Raw genomic sequence first — 17,234 nt, forward strand, 5'->3', positions numbered from 1 at the left:
ATGATGTTAGGAAGGATTTTTTGTATTTAGAAAAACTTAATATTTCTTATCAAGAGAGGTGGAGGGATCGGCCCTATGAAACCCGGCAACAGCCAGTTAAAACTGGAAATGTGCTAAATCCTACAGCTTTAAAGCTGAAAGATAAGAAGGAAATAGTATCTTAGGATTCTAAAACACTTCTTATCATTGAGAAGTGTTTTTTTATGCTTTAAGCATGTGGATAAGTATTGTAGTAAAAAATTTAAAACAGTCATGATTAATTAATGTCAATTAGCTAACAAGCCTTGGTATTAATGAGTTGATGTAAAAAAATTGAAAGGAGCTGATAAAACAAACATATAGTCAGGTAAAAACAGGTTCACCATGTAGGCAAATAGCTTTACAAAGTTTTAATAGAAACAAAAATTATAAAAACTGTTAAGAAGTTTGGATTAACTTAGCACTCTTGACAAAGAGGACTATTATTGCAATGGGAGATGATTAAATGGGAGAAAATAAGAATCATAAATCTAATGGATGGGCATTGTTACCGTTTTTAATTTTTGTAACAGTATTTTTGGGTGCTGGGATTATTTTAGAAGTTCAAGGTGTGGATATGGCATTTTATGAATTTCCAGCACCTATAGCTGCTTTATGTGGTGTTATATCGGCTTTTATTGTGTTTAAAGGGACTATTAAAGAGAAAATTAACGACTTTGTAAAAGGTTGTGGCAATGAAGATATTATTACTATGTGTATTATTTATCTGCTAGCAGGTGGTTTTGCTGCGGTTACCGAAGCTATGGGAGGCATTGAATCTACTGTAAACTTAGGGTTAACTTATGTGCCGGCACAGTATGTAACTGCGGGGTTATTTATAATTGCTGCTTTTGTTTCTGTGGCAACTGGATCATCTATGGGTTCTATTGCAGCAGTGGGTCCCATTGCAGTGGGAGTTGCTAACGCAGCTGGTACTGACTTAGCCCTTACCTTAGCCGCAGTGCTAGGTGGTTGTATGTGTGGCGATAACTTATCAATAATTTCTGATACAACCATTGCAGCTACACGAACTCAAGGTGTTGCTATGAAGGATAAATTTAGAGTTAACTTGTTGATAGTCATGCCAGCGGCTCTGCTAACAATTGTACTATTAATTTTCTTTGGAAACCCAGAGAGAGTTGTAGAGATGGAAACATATGAGTATAACTTAATAAAAGTAATTCCTTACATCTGGAATGAATGTTTTTGTTGTGTTAACTGGTGGTATTTTTATTTCAGGAGTTATAGGAATTTTTTATAATCAGTTATCTATACTTTCATTTGCGCAGCAAACTTATCAAGGTTTTAGTGGAATGTTTGAGATTTTTTTGCTATCCATGTTTACAGGCGGACTGGCAGCTATGGTAACCAAAGCCGGGGGAGTACAATTTTTGCTGGATAAGATCCAAAAACTTATTAAAGGAACTAAATCTGCAGAGTTAGGAACAGCAGCTTTAGTTTCATTAACAGATGCTGCTGTTGCTAATAACACTGTAGCTATAATAATAAATGGTCCTATTGTTAAAGAAATTAGTAATAAATATAAGGTTGATCCTAGAAGAAGTGCTGCAATGCTAGATATTTTTTCATGCGTCATCCAGGGAGCAATACCTTATGGTGCGCAGATGTTGCTTATTGGCACACTCTCTGGAGGACAGGTTTCTCCATTAAATATTATACCGTTATTATGGTATCAAATGTTTTTAGCGGTAGCAGCTATAATTTCAATTTACATTCCTTATGCAAATGGTTTAATTAACAAAGAACCTTGGGACTGGGATAAAAAAGAAAAAGACGTAGCTTAAAGTATTTTTACAGAAAACCTAAGTTTTGCTTATATCTTAATTGTTCCAGCTTTTAAAAGCGATGCTAAAAAATATATCTCGCTACAAAGTTTTTTTGATGGCCCCGTTTATTTAACCACTTATAAATATGTCACTAGACATTCCCCTCAGGTAGCTTGGGGGGAATGTTGTAGAGTTTTATAACAGCTATAAGCGTTACCCGTTATAATTAAGCAGAGAAACTGTAGAAGCTGAGTTGGGTAAGCTTGTAGGTCAAGAAGATGATCTCCAAGTAAAGGAAGATGAAGGGTATATGACTGACCCCGAGCTTGCAAAAGAATTTGTTAAACTCACTGGTGTAGATTCCTTGGCAGTAGCGATAGGAACGGCACATGGATTATACAAAAAAGAACCCAAACTGGATATAGAGAGATTAAAAGAAATTAACAAGCTTGTTGATGTTCCTTTAGTGCTGCATGGTGCGTCAGGCGTTCCAAGTAACGCAGTTAAGGAATGCATAGCAAATGGGATTACAAAAGTTAATATAGCAACTGAACTTAAAATTCCCTTTTCAGCGGCAATAAAGGGTTATTTTGATAATAATCCGGATGAAAGTGATCCAAGGAAGTATTTATTGCCTGCAAAAGAAGAGATGAAAAAAGTTGTAAAAGAAAAAATTAACATGTGTGAAAGTGCTGGAGTAAACCGATGATAACAACAGTAACATTGAATCCAGCTATAGATAGAATGTATTATATTGACTCCTTAGAATCTAATGATGTGGTGCGATGTAATAATTATAATATCAATGCAGGAGGAAAAGGTCTTAACGTTACGAAAGTTTTAGTTAAGCTTCAAGCAGAGGTGCAGTGTTTTGGATTTATAGGAGGTTCAGCGGGTAACTTTGTAACAAAGGAGCTTGAAAAATTAGGTGCAGTTAATAAGTTTACAAAAATTGATAGAGAAACAAGAACATGTCTTAGCATTATGGATACAACTGGTAAGCAGTTTGAATTAGTAGAAAGTGGACCCCAAATAAAAGCAGATGAAATAGAACGGTTTATTTTAACATTTAACGATATAAATGAAAGTAAAACTTTAGTGATGTCAGGAAGTTTGCCTAAAGGGTTAGAAGACAACTTTTATAGAACGTTGATTTCAAAAGCTAATCAAAAAGGTGTCAAAGTTGTTTTAGATACCAGTGGAAACCCATTGAAAGAGGGGATAAAAGAGAATCCATTTTTAATCAAACCGAACATTGAGGAACTGAGAAAGTTATTGAATAGAGATTTTAACACAGAAGATGATTTGCTAAAGGGAACTTTAGATTGCCTAAAATTAGGTGCGCAAAACGTAGCATTGTCATTAGGTGGGGATGGGATGATTTTTTCTAATCAAGATGCTAGTTATAGGGTGAAAGTTTCAAAAGTAAAAGTAGTTAGCCCAGTTGGTTCTGGCGATAGCACTGTAGCAGGGTTGGCATATGGAATAAACAATGAGCTAGGTATAAGAGAAACCTTAGCTTTAGCAAATGCCTGTGGGGCATCAAATGCTACTATGGCTGGTATTGGGCAAATTAACTTTAAACAAGTTCAAGATTTAAAAGAAAAAATAGAGGTTTCTAAAGTTAGGGGGTAAATAAAATTGTATAACACAGTTATTTTTGACATGGATGGTGTTCTCATTGACTCTGAGCCCATATTTAGAGAAGTGGAAGATGAAATGCTTAGAGAACTGGGAATTGAGTTTACTGATGAAGATTTTGATTATTATGTAGGAAGACCTGGCCAAGAGTTTTGGAAAGAAATTATTGAAAAGTACGATTTAAAGAACTTAACTGTTGAAGAGGTTTTTAAAGACAATGTAAATAGATATATTAGAAGGCTAAAGGAGCGGGAAAATATTACTCTTATCAATGGCGTGGAGTATTGGATTAAAAGGATGAAAGAGGATAGTAAAAATATAATTATTGCCTCATCCTCTCCTCAAATAATAATTGATGTTGTGTTAGACAAGTTTTCTATTAAGAAACATTTCCCAAAGGTGATAGCAGGGGATAGTGTTGAAAAAGGAAAGCCAAATCCAGAAATCTTTCTAAAGGCAGCCTCTGTATTTGATACACCACCAGACAGATGTTTAGTTATTGAAGATTCTGCTAACGGCATAAAAGCAGCAAAAGCAGCTGGCATGTATTGTGTTGCCTATAGAAACGAAAACTCAGGTGTGCAAAATTATGGTGCAGCTGATTATAGTATTAGTGAATTTTCTAAAAAAGAATATGATAATATATTCAAGTAGTATAGTTAACAAGTTATATAGCAAAAGGAATAAGTTCTTGTAGGTCTAGAAGAAGTTAAAGCATAACTCAAACTAACAATGAACGGGAAAAAGTTTCTCAGTTCCTTGTTAGTTTTCTTTTATTGACTTAGGATAATTATAATCATGCTTAAACGACCTAATTTATTATAGTTAACAAAACTATTATTTTATGGATACAATTTATAAATTTCATAAATTTTCACCCTACCAAGCGAATAAAAATCACTTGGGAGGGTGAAAATTATAAAGAACAGTATTAGTAGGAGGGAAAGCATGGATCTAATGAGTATTATACAAAGTATAAATAGTGTTCTTTGGGGACCGATTATGTTAGTTCTTTTGCTGGGTACAGGAGTTTTGTTTACAATTAAACTAAGATTTATTCAAATTAGGAGAATTAAAGATGTATTGAAAGAGCCATTTAAAGGGAATAAAGGAGTTCAGGCAGATGAAGAAGGGATGAGCTCTTTTCAAGCCCTTGCTACTGCAATTGCTGCTCAGGTTGGAACAGGAAACCTTGCAGGAGTGGCAACAGCAATAGCTGCAGGAGGACCAGGTGCTGTATTTTGGATGTGGATAAGTGGCCTTTTTGGAATGGGAACTATTTTTGCTGAAGCTGTAATATCGCAAGTTCATACTGAGAAGGTTAACGGTCAGGTTACCGGTGGGCCAGCCTATTATATAAAAAAAGGGCTAGGCAGCAATTTTTTAGCAGCTTTTTTTGCTGTAGCTATAGTACTAGCCCTTGGGTTTATGGGAAATATGGTACAATCCAATTCTATAGCTCAGGCCATTAACGGGGTTTTTGAGATTTCAACCTTATCTGTGGGCGTATTAATTGCGGTGATAGTAGGGTTGATTATTATAGGAGGAATAAAAAGAATAGCTGTATTTACATCAAATATAGTTCCGGTGATGGCTATATTTTACTTTATCGGAAGTATTGCTATACTTTTTTTAAATTATGAACAAATCATACCAGCTTTTCAAATGATTATACATGCTGCATTTGATCCAGTGGCAGCTACTGGTGGTGTAATAGGTGTTTCTGTCAAAGAAGCTTTTAGGTATGGTATTGCCCGAGGACTATTTTCCAACGAAGCAGGTATGGGTTCTACTCCACACGCACATGCTGTTGCAAAAGTTAAGCATCCAGCACAACAAGGATTAGTGGGAATATTTGGCGTTTTATTTGATACGGGTATCGCTTGTACAATGACTGCTCTTGTTATTATTATAACTGGAGTTTATGAAACTGGTCTTTATGGTATTGAATTGACACAACAGGGTTTTGTAGAAGGATTGGGATCTTTCGGTGGTTACTTTATCGCTATTAGTATGTTTTTCTTTGCATTATCAACTATTATAAGTTGGTACTTTTTTGCGGAAGCTAATGTTAGGTATTTGTTGGGTAGTCGCTTTATCAGAGTATTTCAAGTAATGGTTTTAATTTGTATTGTTTATGGCACAACCATGGATGCAGAGATAGTATGGGAGTTGGCAGATACTTTTAACGGTTTAATGATAATACCTAACTTGATTGCATTAGTGGGGATGTTTTCTTTAGTTATTAAGATACTTAATGATTATGAAAATAAGTTCGAGAAAGATGAACCATCAGAGTTTGAAAAATAAAATTCTCAAACTAAAAGTGAAGTTCGATTACTATCGTTAGAAAAACCATAAAAATAAGAATGAAAATAGCTGAAAATGTCAGTTATTTTCATTCTTTTATAAAAAGTTAATTAAAAATTAAGTGTCGAACAGAAATAGATGATTGGTAAGCGCCTTCAATTATTGATTGCACAACGCTAGTGAAAAGTCTCTTGACTTAGCTTTAATTCAGCGGAATGAATCGTAATTTAAATTAAGAAAGCTCGCTTTTAAAAATTAATTTAAAGCTGCTTTTACGTCTTTTATCATTATATTAGTGCCTTCTAATCCTCCAGCAGCTGTATACCACACTGGAGCATTTAAGTAATATATATCATTACTTTGGTAAGCAGATGTCATTTCAACCAACTCATTATCTAAAATTTGGGCAGCAGTGTTGCTTCCTCCTGTAATTTCTGCTCTGTCTATTACAAACATAATATCTGGGTTGGTTTCTACTATATACTCAAAGGATATGTTATGTCCATGATTTGATACTTCGATATTTTTGTCTGCAGGATCAAACCCAAATTCCTGGTGAATAACGTTAAATCTAGAATCTACACCATAGGCGCTTAACGCACCGTCATTTGCCATTACAATTAAAACTTCTTTATCTAATGCTGATGCTTTATCATTAACTTTGGAAACCACATCTTCAATTTCAACTAATTTTTCTTCAACAAAATCTTGTTTATCAAAGATTTCCCCTAATGTATTTAGGTTTTGACTAAAGGAACCAAGATAATCTTCGTTATCTATGGCAAGATAGATTGTTGGAGCAATATCTTCTAAATCATCGTATACTTCTGCCTGCCTGCCAGAAATTATAATTAAATCAGGATCCATGCTGTAGATTTTTTCAAAATCTGGTTCAAAAAGAGTGCCTATATCTTTGTAGTTTTCACCGTTATATTTTTCAAGGTATTCTGGCATTGTTGATTTTACCACACCATCAACTTCCACTCCCATTTGGTTTAAAGAGTCTAAGGTTGCATAGTCAAACACTACTATAGTATCTGGGTTTTTAGCTACTTGTGTTTTCCCTAACTGGTGTTCAATAGTAACCATTTCTTTTTTCTCACCTTTATCAGTGTCGTTAGCAGTGTTGGAGCAAGCCACCATTGTTGCAGTTAGCACTATTGCTATTATTAACAGTAATGGTTTTTTAAAATTCATTTCAAATCTCTCCCTTTTTTTAGAAATATACACATATTTTTTGTTTATTTATATTTTCAATTTGAAAATCTAGGTCATAGATATTTTTAAGTACTTGTTTATCTATAATTTCTTCTGTTGTACCTTCTTTATAAACTTTTCCATTGTTTAGCGCCACTATATAGTCAGAGTAGCAAGATGCAAAGTTAATATCATGAATAACTAATATGACCGTTTTTCCCAAAGAATTAACGAGCCAGCGTAGAATCTTCATAATTTCTACGGCATGCTTCATATCTAAGTTATTTAGCGGCTCATCTAATAAAATATACTTAGTGTTTTGTGCTATAACCATTGCTATATATGCTCGTTGCTTTTGCCCTCCACTTAGTTGATCTAAAAACTTATGTTGGATGTCTTCTAATTTCATATAAGAAATAGCGGTATCTATATGCTGTTCATCCTGCTTAGTTAAATTTCCTTGAGAATATGGAAATCGCCCAAAGCTGACCAATTCTCTAATAGTTAACCTAATGTCAATATGATTGGACTGCCTTAAAATAGCAATTTTTTTAGAAAGATCGTTGTTTTCCCAGTTTTCCACGTTTTTTCCATCGATTAAAACTTCACCTCCTTCTCGAGCTAATAGTCTACTCATTATAGATAAAACTGTACTTTTCCAGCACCGTTTGGACCTATAAATGAAGTTATTTTATTTTCTGGTATTTTTAATGAAACATCATCCACAACTTTTTTGTCGTTGTACTTTTTAACAAGTTTTTTAACTTCTATCATACTGTTTTCCCCTTTAATAAAAGATAAATAAAATATATTCCTCCTGCAAAGTTAACAATTACGCTGATAGGTACACCTAAATTTAAAATTCTTTCGGAGACTAATTGTCCACCTATTAATGCTAAACCACTGATTATGACAGCCATTGAAATTATATATTTATGCTTGTAAGTAGTTAATATTTCTCTAGCTAGATTGGCTACTAAAATCCCTAAAAAAGTGATGGGACCTACTAAAGCTGTTGATACTGCAACTAAAATAACAATAACAATCAGTAGTCTTTTGATCACTTTATCGTAGTTAACACCTAGGTTTATAGCATGATCTCTTCCCAGCGATAACACATCAAGCTGTTTAATTAAAGGAAAAGTGTAAATGCCGGCTGCTATAAATATAAAAAATGAAATAGTTAAAAGGTCGGTGTTTACATTGTTAAAACTAGCAAACATTCTATCTTGCACTATATGAAATTCATTAGGGTCAATTAACATTTGCATAAAAGAGGCTAAGCTGCTAAATAGAGTGCTAAATATTATACCTATGAGCAATAAATAATATATGTTTTCTCTTTGTTTTTTAAAAAACAATACATATAATATAGTAGAAAATCCCACCATGGCAGATACAGAAACAACAAAGTTCATTTCAGCAGACAAAAGTATAAAAGAGTTACTGCCCAATATGAAAACCACTAAAGTTTGGGTAAACAAATAAAGAGAATCTAGGCCCAACACACTGGGTGTTAGTATCCTGTTGTTAGTAATAGTTTGAAAAACTACAGAAGAAAAAGCTATTCCTCCACCAGTCAACAAGATTGCAAATACCCTGGGAATCCTCCTGGAAAGTGCATATCGCCAGCTATTAGCATTAAGGTCTAAGCAGAGATATAGTAAAGTTATAATTAGCAAAATTGTACCTAATAGCAGAATTTTTTTCTTATGATCCATTATTTATCCCCCCTTAGCACTAAGTACAGAAATACTATACTGCCTATAACTCCCACGGTAAGCCCAATAGAAATTTCGTAGGGATAAATAATTACTCTGCCTAAGATGTCGCAAAATAATAAAAATACCGACCCTAATAAAGCAGTAGTCATGAGGTTTTTCTTTAAATGGTCTCCGCTATAGATAGTGACTATGTTTGGGATTATAAGACCTAAAAAAGGTATTCTTCCCACAATAATTACTACTAGTGCAGTGGATAGAGCCACAATGGTTAGTCCTATATTTACTACTCTGTTGTAATTTAAACCTAAGTTTTTGGAAAAATTCTCTCCCATCCCCGCAACTGTAAACTTATTGGCATAAAAATAAGCTAATGTTAGTAAGGGGATACTGATATACAACAGTTCATATCTACCACTTATAATCATAGAAAAATCTCCTTCTAACCAAGAAGATACATTCTGTATTAGATCATGTCGGTAAGCAAAGAACGTAGTGATAGAGTTAATGATATTACCTAACATTATACCTACCAAAGGGATAATGACTTTGTTTTTGACCTTTACTTTTTTTAGTATTTTTACAAACACAATAGTACCAGCTAAAGCAAATGCAAAAGAAACAATCATTCTAGTAAATATGCTAGAACTTGAAAATAAAAGCAACGAAACTAAAACACCCAGCCTAGCACTGTCCATAGTGGCAGCTGTAGTTGGTGAAACAAACTTGTTGCGAGTTATCTGCTGCATTATCAGTCCGCTTATAGCCATACTAGCTCCAGCAACAATGATACTGATCAACCTTGGCAAACGACTAACCTTCATGATTGTTACCTGATCTTCTGTGAGATTAAAAAGATCTAAAAAACTAATTTCACTAACTCCCACAAAAAGGGATAGAATTGCTAATATTACTAAAATTATAGCTAAATATAAATTCTTCATAGAACCTCCTTTATGATGAAAACCATTATCAGTCATCTTTACACATAACACACCCAATGGATAGTTTTGCAGAAAACCTGTTTAACTGCAGTTTATGAAAGAGGAGAGGTAAAGATTGATTAAAGGTTAATTTTTACAAAAAATAGATGATGAAGATAACGCAGTGAAAATCATTCTCAATCATTACTTTATTATGTTATAATAAAGTTGAAGTTGATGTTTGTAATTTTTTTAGGTTTTTGTCGATTTTTTTTGTTTTTTTCAGTTTGAATGAGAATCATTTTCATATAAAGGTGGTCTTTATGGCAAAACAGTTTTTTGATTTAGAAAGTGCAAGCTATATGTTTGAGAAGGAATTATTGGATTATATTAACAAAGGGGATACTACTAAAGCGGTAGAGATATTTAATGAGTTTGCGATGAGATTCACCGGTTTAACGAAAAACCGACTGCGAGGATTCAAAAATAATTTAATAGGTTTAACTTCGCTAATCTCTTACCAGTTGATAGAACAAGGAGTTCCTGCCCACTGTGCTAAAAATAAAAATCAAACTTATATACAGATGATCGAGGATGCTGATTCAGAAAAAGAGACTATAAAAATAGGTGTAAAATTTATAATAGATTATATTCATATAGTCATATCCCAAAAACAAAATAAGGAATATAGCAGCCATATAAAAAAAGCTGTTGATTTTATGCACTGTCATTTAGAAGATGAATTAAGTTTGGATAAAGTTTCGCAATATGTAAATCTAAATAGGAGTTACTTTTCTAGTCAGTTCAAAAAAGAGATGGGAGTAACCTTTAATCAATACTTAATTAGTTTAAAAATAGAAAAAAGCAAATTTTACTTAGTCCATAGCGACAAATATATAATAGACATAGCAGTTAAGTTAGGATTTAACAGCCAAAGCTATTTTTGCGCTATATTTAAAAAAAACACGGGACTTTCTCCAAAACAATTTAGAAACAGTCATTACTAGATACAACGGTAAGATTTTCTTCGATGACAATAATATTGTGTAATTGTCTTTTTGTTCCGTCGTTTTTATAGGGATTTTTCTCTTAAAAACTTTTTATGATAAGCACTAGCTAAGAGTTTTTTTGTATGTAAAGAATTTAAATTAAAAGTTATAAAAAAGTGGTCGGTTTATTTTTGAAGTTATTTTACCTAGCCAATAATATATATAACATGGTTAATGGCATATGAAATATTGTAAAAAGATGTGAAATCCTCGTTTGGTATAGCTCCATATTTTCTGGGCTACCTCTTTTTTAAACTCCTTACAATTATTTAGGGGTTTTATACAAAAAATTAAAATAGTCTAAAATTTAATTGACTTTCAACTGTATCTAGTGTATAGTTACAGTATAAGGAGGTGGGGGCTTGAATATACTTATTTCTAAGCTTTCTCAAACGCCTATTTACGAACAGATTGAAAAGCAAGTCAAAGAAAATATCTTATCTGGCAAAATAACGGCAGGTGAGCAGCTGCCTTCGATAAGGGGCCTTGCCCGAGAGTTAAAGGTAGGTATAATTACCGTTAAAAGAGCTTATGAAGAACTAGAAAAAGCCGGGATAATAGTTAATATCCAAGGTAGAGGATCGTTTGTTAAGGATATTGATGTTAGTCAAATAAAAGTTATCCATTTAGAAATGTTACGCGAGCGGCTTGTTGATATCAAAGATTTTTGTCAGGCTTCTGATATATCTATGGATGAACTTATGGAGGAAATCAAGTATTTATATGGAGGGGAAAAAGATGAGTGATAATGCGTTGGATGTTAAAGGCTTAAGTGCAACTGTTGGAGGTTTTAAACTGCAAGATATAAATTTATCGGTACAAAAGGGGACTATAATGGGGCTTATCGGTGAAAACGGTGCTGGTAAAACTACTTTAATAAAGTCAATACTTAATAGGATTCAAAGGGAAAAAGGCAAGGTGTTTTTTCATGGTAAAGAATTAGTAGGAAATGAAAAAGCTATTAAAGCCAAGCTAGGTGTCGTTTTTGATGAAAACATCTACCCCGGTAGCTATAAACCTAAAAAAATATATAAAAGCTTTGCTCCTTTTTATAAAGGGAACTATGAAAAAAGGTTTTTCGAGCTGATGGAGCGGTTTAAGCTCGATCCTAATAAAAAGTTCATTGACTACTCGAAAGGAATGCAGGTTAAGTTTTCGATTGTTATGGCGCTGTTTCATGACCCGGACCTAATAATATTAGATGAGCCTACAGCAGGAATTGATCCAGTAGCTAGGACTGACATCTTAGACTTGGTTTTAGATATCATGCAAAACGAGGAAAAGTCAGTGTTATTTTCTACCCATATAACTACTGATCTTGAAAAGATTGCAGATTTTATAACCTTGATTGATAGAGGCAGAATTGTTTTTTCTGAGCAAAAAGATGAACTTTTAGATAGTTTTGCGGTAGTTAATGTTGAAGAATCGGCCATGACAGATACTCTCAGAGATAACCTTATAGGGGTAAAGAAAAGTTTATTCGGCTATACAGGTTTGTCCTCAGACAAAGAAGTGCTTAACGGCTTAAGCGGGATAAAGTTGGCTAGGCCCACTATTGAAGATATAATGGTTTATTCAAATGAAGTAGGTGGTGATATTTATGATTAGAAGGTTTATAGCTTATCAAAGGCTATTGCTTAACTCCAGTTCGACATATAATACCAAGACAATATTTCTTGCGGGGCTATTTATTGGTTTTTTAATAAAATTTTTCGGTTTTGATTCGCTTTTTATGCTACCTTTTATTAGTCTAATAATTATTCACCAAATAGTTGAAGGCCATAGAAAGTTGTATGAGCTGGTGCCAGTAAGTTCTTGGTATGCGGTAGTAAGTTTATTCGCGACAGCCTTGTTTATGGTGCTATTTGTCCACGTTTTTATATTACTTGTTGTTATTATATTTATGGGAGGTTTCATGCTATTAGCGTGGTTTGGAGGAGCTGAAATCGGGATGGACGGACCTACTGGACCGACGTTTGAGGCTACTGCTACTAGCGGGGAGAGTACCTTGTTTATGCTGCTAATGGTTATTCTAATACTCTTTATCGGTACAGCTATAGCTCTAATTAGAAATAAAAAGTGCAAAACTGTGGCTAATATAAGTGCATTTGGATTGCTAATGGGTTTTTTGTATTGGCTAAAGATATCGCTACCTATCAATGGAGACTTTTATGAAAGCTTTACTGTAGCGCCACAAGCAGATTTATTGCTAATAGGTTTTGGAGTGATTACAGTTGTTGCTGTACCGCTGTCAATAATAGCCGGACATAGGTTTTATAGCAGTTACTAGTGATGATAAATTGCCATTGTCATCCTGCTTTTAGGCATACCCGAGGATCTAATACCTATGGGATATCCTGATGAGGATAAAGGTAAAAATGATAGGTATTTAGAAGACCGGGTACATCAGAATAAATGTAACAAAAGAGCTGGCCACTTTAGGCCAGCTCTTTTTGGCTGTTTTATATACTATTATTGATTTAAAGGTATGCGCCTTAGTAATACTGAACTTAAACTTATTTAACTCCCAACTTCCATTGTCGTTTAAGCCTTTTTCATAAAAATTTACATTGCCGGACTTGTTAATTAAAATTACTGTTTTTATCCTCGTCCCATAGTTAGGAGTATCGATATGGATTGGGGAGAGCATGCGCTCTTTGTCAAGCGTAAGGCCTGTATCTGGTAAATTTTCATCTGGTGCAATTTCAGTATCGTCAAGTATTTCAAAAATCTGCGGGACAGAAAAACCTAGCTTTAATAGGAAAGATAGTCGGTTTTTGGCTTTAACATCTTTAGGCCAGTGTGTAATATCATTACTCTGTTTTTTTAGTATCACACTCCGAGTTATTTGACATATGCCAATAATACAACTATAATATGGTTAATGGCATATGATAATAACAGCGAGAGGAGGTGACTGGGATGCCTAATCTGGATGGAACAGGCCCAATATCAAATGTTTCAACAACTAGAAAAGGTTTTGGGATCTGTAATAATGATATTTTTGGCAGGCGGTACCAGAGAGCAGGTTTTGGCCGAAGAAGGAGGGCAAAAAGAGATTTCGGAAATAGCTTTGGTTTTGGCAAGAAAAAAGAAACCAATCTCAAAAGGCAAAAAGAGTTATTAGAAGCAAAACTTGAGTCTATTGATAAGCAGTTAGAAAGTCTATAGTCTTCAGCTGGTCAAGGACATGCCTTGACCAGCTGAAAAAGGAGGAGTTTAGAATGAAGGTAGTTATGCCTATGGAAGAAAAATCATTAAAGGGCAGTGTTTGTGATTCGTTTGGCAGAGCTCCATATTTTTTGATATACGATACAGAAACAAAAAACGAAGACTTCTTTGAAAGTGTTGCCTCTAGAACACAAGGTGGAGCAGGAGTTATGACTGCACAAATTATTGCAGATAAAAAAGTAGATGCCGTGATTACACCTAGATGTGGAGAAAAGGCAGCAAATGTTTTAAAGGCAGCTAAGATAGAGATTTTTAAATCTAATTCTCCTATAGCTCAAGAAAATATTGAAAGCTTTCAAGAAAAAAAATTAAATAAGCTAGAGGAAGTCCATAAGGGGTTTCACCATCATGGCGGAAGGTAAGACTCAGATAGCTGTACTAAGTGGCAAGGGTGGCACAGGCAAGACAATGTTATCCGTTAACTTAGCTGCGGCGATAGAAAATTCACTTTATGTCGACTGTGATGTTGAAGAACCCAACGGTCATCTTTTTTTAAAGCCTAGCACCGAAAATGAAAAAAATGTATTTGTTCAACATCCTAAAGTTTGTGAACAAAGTTGTAATGGGTGTCGCTTATGCGTAAAATTTTGTAATTTTAATGCCTTAGCATATATTCAGGAAAAACTGATGGTTTTTGAAGATATATGTCACAGTTGTGGTGGTTGTGCTCTTGTATGTCCTCAGAAGGCTATATCAGAAGAAGATAGGACTATTGGCAAAATTAGTGAGGGCAAGTCACAAAATGTTAAAGTTTTAACAGGAGTTCTTAACCCCGGCGAGCAATCAGGGGTTCCGATAATTAGTGAGCTTGTAAAAATGTGTAGAAAAGAGGCTGGTACTACCATCATTGACTGCCCTCCAGGAAGCTCCTGTGTAGTTATGGATAGCATTAAAGATGCCGATTACTGTATTTTAGTAGCAGAGCCTACAATATTTGGGGCTTCTAATTTAGAAATGGTATATGAACTAGTGAAGTTGTTTAACAAACCTTTTGGTGTTGTACTTAATAAATGTTTAAAAGACAAAAATCCTGCAGAAGAATTTTGTAAAGAAAAAGGCATAACAGTAGTAGGAAAAATCCCTTTTGACCATAGACTAGGCAAGTTAAACGGTGATGGTCAGATAGCTGTTAGAGAAAGTAAACTTTATAAAAGGATGTTTTCTGATTTATATGTTAGAGTAGCTAAGGAGGTAAAGCATGAAACAGTTATTAATCCTTAGTGGCAAAGGTGGAACCGGAAAAACAACGGTGGCTAGCGCTTTTATAAAATTGCATAACGCAAAAGTATACGCAGACTGCGATGTTGATGCACCCAATTTACACCTTGTTACAAATCAGGGCATAAAACCTAAAAATAGTGATTATTATGGATTGCCGAAGGCTAAAATTGATAATTTACTATGTGCTAGATGTGGGATATGTATTCAGCATTGCAGATTTGATGCAATTTATAAGGCAGAAGTCTATAAGGTAAATGAATATCAATGCGAGGGCTGTGGCGTTTGTGAACTAGTGTGCCCTAACAAAGCTGTGACCTTACAACCTGATATAGCTGGACAGTTGACTCTTTACGATGATAGCGAGGTTTTTTCCACTGCACAACTAAAGATGGGCAGAGGAACCTCAGGACTGTTGGTTTCGGAGGTTAAAAAGCAGATTACCTCCCCTTCGATTAAAACTGATTTAGCTATTATCGATGGGTCGCCTGGTATTGGGTGTCCAGTTATTGCCTCTATAAAAGGGGTGGACATGGTACTTGTTGTAGCTGAACCTTCGGTTTCCGGTTTATCTGATATAAAACGTATCATCAAAACTGCAGAAAAGTTTCAGGTAAAAACAGCATTGTGTATCAATAAATACGATTTAAACCTAGAAAAAAGTAAAGAGATAGAACGCTACTGTGATAAAAAGCAAATCTTTTTTGCAGGACGAATTCCGTTTGATGGTAAAGCGGCAAAAGTAGTTAATAGCGGTAAAAGCATTGTGGATTGCGATGGTGAAGCAGCAGAAGCAATAAAGGATATTTTTAATAGCGTTTATGGTAGGATAAATGGCTATAAACACACACCAAATGAAGATTAGATTTATAAAAAGTATTTGCAAACGAGGAGGATTTAAATGGATACAAGCTGTAATGTAAAAAGAGAAAATGAAAACCAAACAATAGAAGACTTAAAAGCAGAATTACATCCTAAAAGTAATGTAAAAAAAGTAATCGGTATAGTAAGTGGTAAAGGAGGGGTAGGCAAGTCTTTAGTGACCTCAATGTTAGCTGTCAGCATGAAAAACAAAGGCTATAAAACTGCTATTTTAGACGCTGACATAACAGGTCCGTCTATCCCAAAAATGTTTGGGCTAAAAGGACATGTCGTTGGAAATGAGAAAGAAATAAAACCTGCCAAAAGTAAAGAAGGGATAGACATTATGTCTATAAATTTATTGTTAGAAAAAGATACTGATCCAGTGATTTGGCGGGGGCCGATTATAGGCAATATAGTAAAACAATTTTGGACAGACGTCATATGGGAAGATATTGATTATATGTTTATAGACATGCCACCTGGAACCGGTGACGTGCCTCTTACAGCTTTTCAATCTTTAGATATAGATGGAATCGTTATAGTAACATCACCTCAAGAACTTGTTTCTATGATAGTATCTAAAGCTGTCACTATGGCTGACAAGATGAATATACCTATTTTAGGGTTGGTAGAAAATATGGCATATTTTAAATGCTCTAAATGTGATAACGAGCATAAAATATTTGGTGAAAGCGATATTAAAAAGATTGCGGCAAAGTATAATATCCAATCTATTGCTAGACTACCTATTGAACCTAAAATAGCTTCTGCCTGTGACAACGGTGAGATAGAAACCATAGATCCCTTGTGGCTTAATCCTATCATACCAAGCTTAAAACTAGATAAAAGCAAACAGACAAAAGGAGATGGAAAAATGACACAAAAGATTGCCATAGCTAGTGAAAAAGATCTTGTTTCTGGCCATTTTGGGCATTGTGAAGGTTTTAGTATTTATGATATAAAAGAAGGCAAAATTGACAAAAAAGAATTTGTTCCAAACCCCGGGCATAGACCAGGGTTTTTACCTAACTTTTTGAACGAACAAGGAGTAAACATAATTATTTCAGGTGGAATGGGACAAAGTGCTATTAACATTTTTAATGAGAAAGGGATACAAGTAATTACAGGTGCCACAGGAAATGTTAATAATGTTATAAAAGAGTATTTAGAAGGAAACCTTAGATCCACTGGCTCTGTTTGCCGTGAGCATAATTATGCAGGCGAATGTGAAGAGCATTAAAGTTGGCACAACCTGCTTTTTAAACGGGGCTGTCT

The 17,234-nt window shown here is 34.4% G+C and carries 18 protein-coding genes, 2 pseudogenes and 1 riboswitch; of the genes and pseudogenes, 15 read left to right on the plus strand and 5 right to left on the minus strand.

What is annotated here, in order from left to right; genetic code table 11:
- Positions 1 to 43: 43 nt before the first annotated feature.
- A riboswitch (SAM riboswitch) is annotated at positions 44 to 148 on the plus strand.
- A 336-nt stretch (positions 149 to 484) separates the two neighbouring features.
- From PRVXT_RS02070 to PRVXT_RS02095, 6 genes and pseudogenes are all read left to right on the plus strand, one after another.
- On the plus strand, positions 485 to 1,279 hold the full coding sequence (locus tag PRVXT_RS02070) for a Na+/H+ antiporter NhaC family protein (RefSeq protein WP_350344044.1): 795 nt from the start codon (positions 485 to 487) through the stop codon (positions 1,277 to 1,279).
- Entirely contained in the window at positions 1,230 to 1,823 is a 594-nt protein-coding gene (locus PRVXT_RS02075) for an SLC13 family permease (RefSeq protein WP_350344045.1), read from the plus strand. The genes PRVXT_RS02070 and PRVXT_RS02075 overlap by 50 nt, the downstream gene beginning before the upstream one ends.
- Before the next feature lie 220 nt (positions 1,824 to 2,043).
- A pseudogene (locus PRVXT_RS02080) lies at positions 2,044 to 2,514 on the plus strand (class II fructose-bisphosphate aldolase); the annotation flags it as partial.
- Positions 2,511 to 3,440, plus strand: coding sequence for a 1-phosphofructokinase (pfkB, locus tag PRVXT_RS02085; RefSeq protein ID WP_350344046.1), 930 nt, complete (start codon positions 2,511 to 2,513; stop codon positions 3,438 to 3,440). The pseudogene PRVXT_RS02080 and the gene pfkB, both read left to right, overlap by 4 nt.
- A gap of 6 nt (positions 3,441 to 3,446) precedes the next feature.
- Positions 3,447 to 4,100, plus strand: a complete 654-nt coding sequence (locus PRVXT_RS02090; protein WP_350344047.1) for an HAD family hydrolase — start codon at positions 3,447 to 3,449, stop codon at positions 4,098 to 4,100.
- 294 nt (positions 4,101 to 4,394) lie between these two features.
- Positions 4,395 to 5,756, plus strand: a complete 1,362-nt coding sequence (locus tag PRVXT_RS02095) for an alanine/glycine:cation symporter family protein (protein WP_350344048.1) — start codon at positions 4,395 to 4,397, stop codon at positions 5,754 to 5,756.
- A 255-nt stretch (positions 5,757 to 6,011) separates the two neighbouring features.
- On the opposite strand, the gene PRVXT_RS02100 is transcribed toward PRVXT_RS02095, so the two are convergent.
- The 4 genes and pseudogenes from PRVXT_RS02100 to PRVXT_RS02115 form a co-directional block, all read right to left on the minus strand.
- Positions 6,012 to 6,953, minus strand: a complete 942-nt coding sequence (locus PRVXT_RS02100) for a siderophore ABC transporter substrate-binding protein (RefSeq protein ID WP_350344049.1) — start codon at positions 6,951 to 6,953, stop codon at positions 6,012 to 6,014.
- 19 nt (positions 6,954 to 6,972) lie between these two features.
- Positions 6,973 to 7,727, minus strand: a pseudogene (locus PRVXT_RS02105) (iron ABC transporter ATP-binding protein).
- Positions 7,724 to 8,674, minus strand: a complete 951-nt coding sequence (locus tag PRVXT_RS02110; protein WP_350344050.1) for an iron chelate uptake ABC transporter family permease subunit — start codon at positions 8,672 to 8,674, stop codon at positions 7,724 to 7,726. The pseudogene PRVXT_RS02105 and the gene PRVXT_RS02110 overlap by 4 nt, the downstream one beginning before the upstream one ends.
- Positions 8,674 to 9,618 (minus strand): ABC transporter permease, encoded by a 945-nt coding sequence (locus tag PRVXT_RS02115; protein WP_350344051.1) that lies wholly within the window; start codon positions 9,616 to 9,618, stop codon positions 8,674 to 8,676. The genes PRVXT_RS02110 and PRVXT_RS02115 overlap by 1 nt, the downstream gene beginning before the upstream one ends.
- A gap of 302 nt (positions 9,619 to 9,920) precedes the next feature.
- Between PRVXT_RS02115 and PRVXT_RS02120 the strand changes: the two genes are divergently transcribed.
- The 4 genes from PRVXT_RS02120 to PRVXT_RS02135 all read left to right on the plus strand — a co-directional run bounded on the left by PRVXT_RS02120 (position 9,921) and on the right by PRVXT_RS02135 (position 12,936).
- Complete coding sequence (locus PRVXT_RS02120) at positions 9,921 to 10,604, plus strand: AraC family transcriptional regulator (protein WP_350344052.1); 684 nt, start codon at positions 9,921 to 9,923, stop codon at positions 10,602 to 10,604.
- A gap of 404 nt (positions 10,605 to 11,008) precedes the next feature.
- Complete coding sequence (locus PRVXT_RS02125) at positions 11,009 to 11,392, plus strand: GntR family transcriptional regulator (RefSeq protein ID WP_350344053.1); 384 nt, start codon at positions 11,009 to 11,011, stop codon at positions 11,390 to 11,392.
- On the plus strand, positions 11,385 to 12,254 hold the full coding sequence (locus tag PRVXT_RS02130; RefSeq protein WP_350344054.1) for an ABC transporter ATP-binding protein: 870 nt from the start codon (positions 11,385 to 11,387) through the stop codon (positions 12,252 to 12,254). The genes PRVXT_RS02125 and PRVXT_RS02130 overlap by 8 nt, the downstream gene beginning before the upstream one ends.
- Complete coding sequence (locus tag PRVXT_RS02135; RefSeq protein WP_350344055.1) at positions 12,247 to 12,936, plus strand: hypothetical protein; 690 nt, start codon at positions 12,247 to 12,249, stop codon at positions 12,934 to 12,936. The genes PRVXT_RS02130 and PRVXT_RS02135 overlap by 8 nt, the downstream gene beginning before the upstream one ends.
- Before the next feature lie 99 nt (positions 12,937 to 13,035).
- Here PRVXT_RS02135 and PRVXT_RS02140 read toward each other — a convergent pair whose 3' ends face one another.
- Positions 13,036 to 13,482: an NRDE family protein gene (locus PRVXT_RS02140; protein WP_350344056.1), complete on the minus strand. Its 447-nt coding sequence runs from the start codon at positions 13,480 to 13,482 to the stop codon at positions 13,036 to 13,038.
- Between the two features lie 86 nt (positions 13,483 to 13,568).
- Here PRVXT_RS02140 and PRVXT_RS02145 point away from each other — a divergent pair, with 86 nt between their 5' ends.
- The 5 genes from PRVXT_RS02145 to PRVXT_RS02165 are packed head-to-tail and all read left to right on the plus strand — an operon-like array spanning position 13,569 to position 17,199.
- Positions 13,569 to 13,817, plus strand: a complete 249-nt coding sequence (locus tag PRVXT_RS02145) for a DUF5320 domain-containing protein (protein ID WP_350344057.1) — start codon at positions 13,569 to 13,571, stop codon at positions 13,815 to 13,817.
- 53 nt (positions 13,818 to 13,870) lie between these two features.
- Positions 13,871 to 14,239: a NifB/NifX family molybdenum-iron cluster-binding protein gene (locus PRVXT_RS02150; RefSeq protein ID WP_350344058.1), complete on the plus strand. Its 369-nt coding sequence runs from the start codon at positions 13,871 to 13,873 to the stop codon at positions 14,237 to 14,239.
- Positions 14,226 to 15,098 carry an ATP-binding protein gene (locus PRVXT_RS02155; RefSeq protein ID WP_350344059.1) on the plus strand — a complete coding sequence of 291 codons (873 nt, stop codon included), beginning with the start codon at positions 14,226 to 14,228 and terminating at the stop codon, positions 15,096 to 15,098. The genes PRVXT_RS02150 and PRVXT_RS02155 overlap by 14 nt, the downstream gene beginning before the upstream one ends.
- A complete protein-coding gene (locus tag PRVXT_RS02160; protein WP_350344060.1) occupies positions 15,076 to 15,960 on the plus strand; it encodes an ATP-binding protein in 885 nt (294 codons plus the stop codon). Before PRVXT_RS02155 ends, PRVXT_RS02160 begins: the two co-directional genes overlap by 23 nt.
- Positions 15,961 to 15,996: 36 nt before the next feature.
- The gene (locus tag PRVXT_RS02165; RefSeq protein WP_434064304.1) at positions 15,997 to 17,199 is read left to right on the plus strand and encodes an iron-sulfur cluster carrier protein MrpORP; all 1,203 of its coding nucleotides are present in this window, start codon (positions 15,997 to 15,999) and stop codon (positions 17,197 to 17,199) included.
- The last annotated feature ends 35 nt before the right edge of the window (positions 17,200 to 17,234 follow it).

The sequence above is a fragment of the Proteinivorax tanatarense genome (assembly GCF_040267685.1).
GTDB classification, from domain to species: domain Bacteria; phylum Bacillota; class Proteinivoracia; order Proteinivoracales; family Proteinivoracaceae; genus Proteinivorax; species Proteinivorax tanatarense.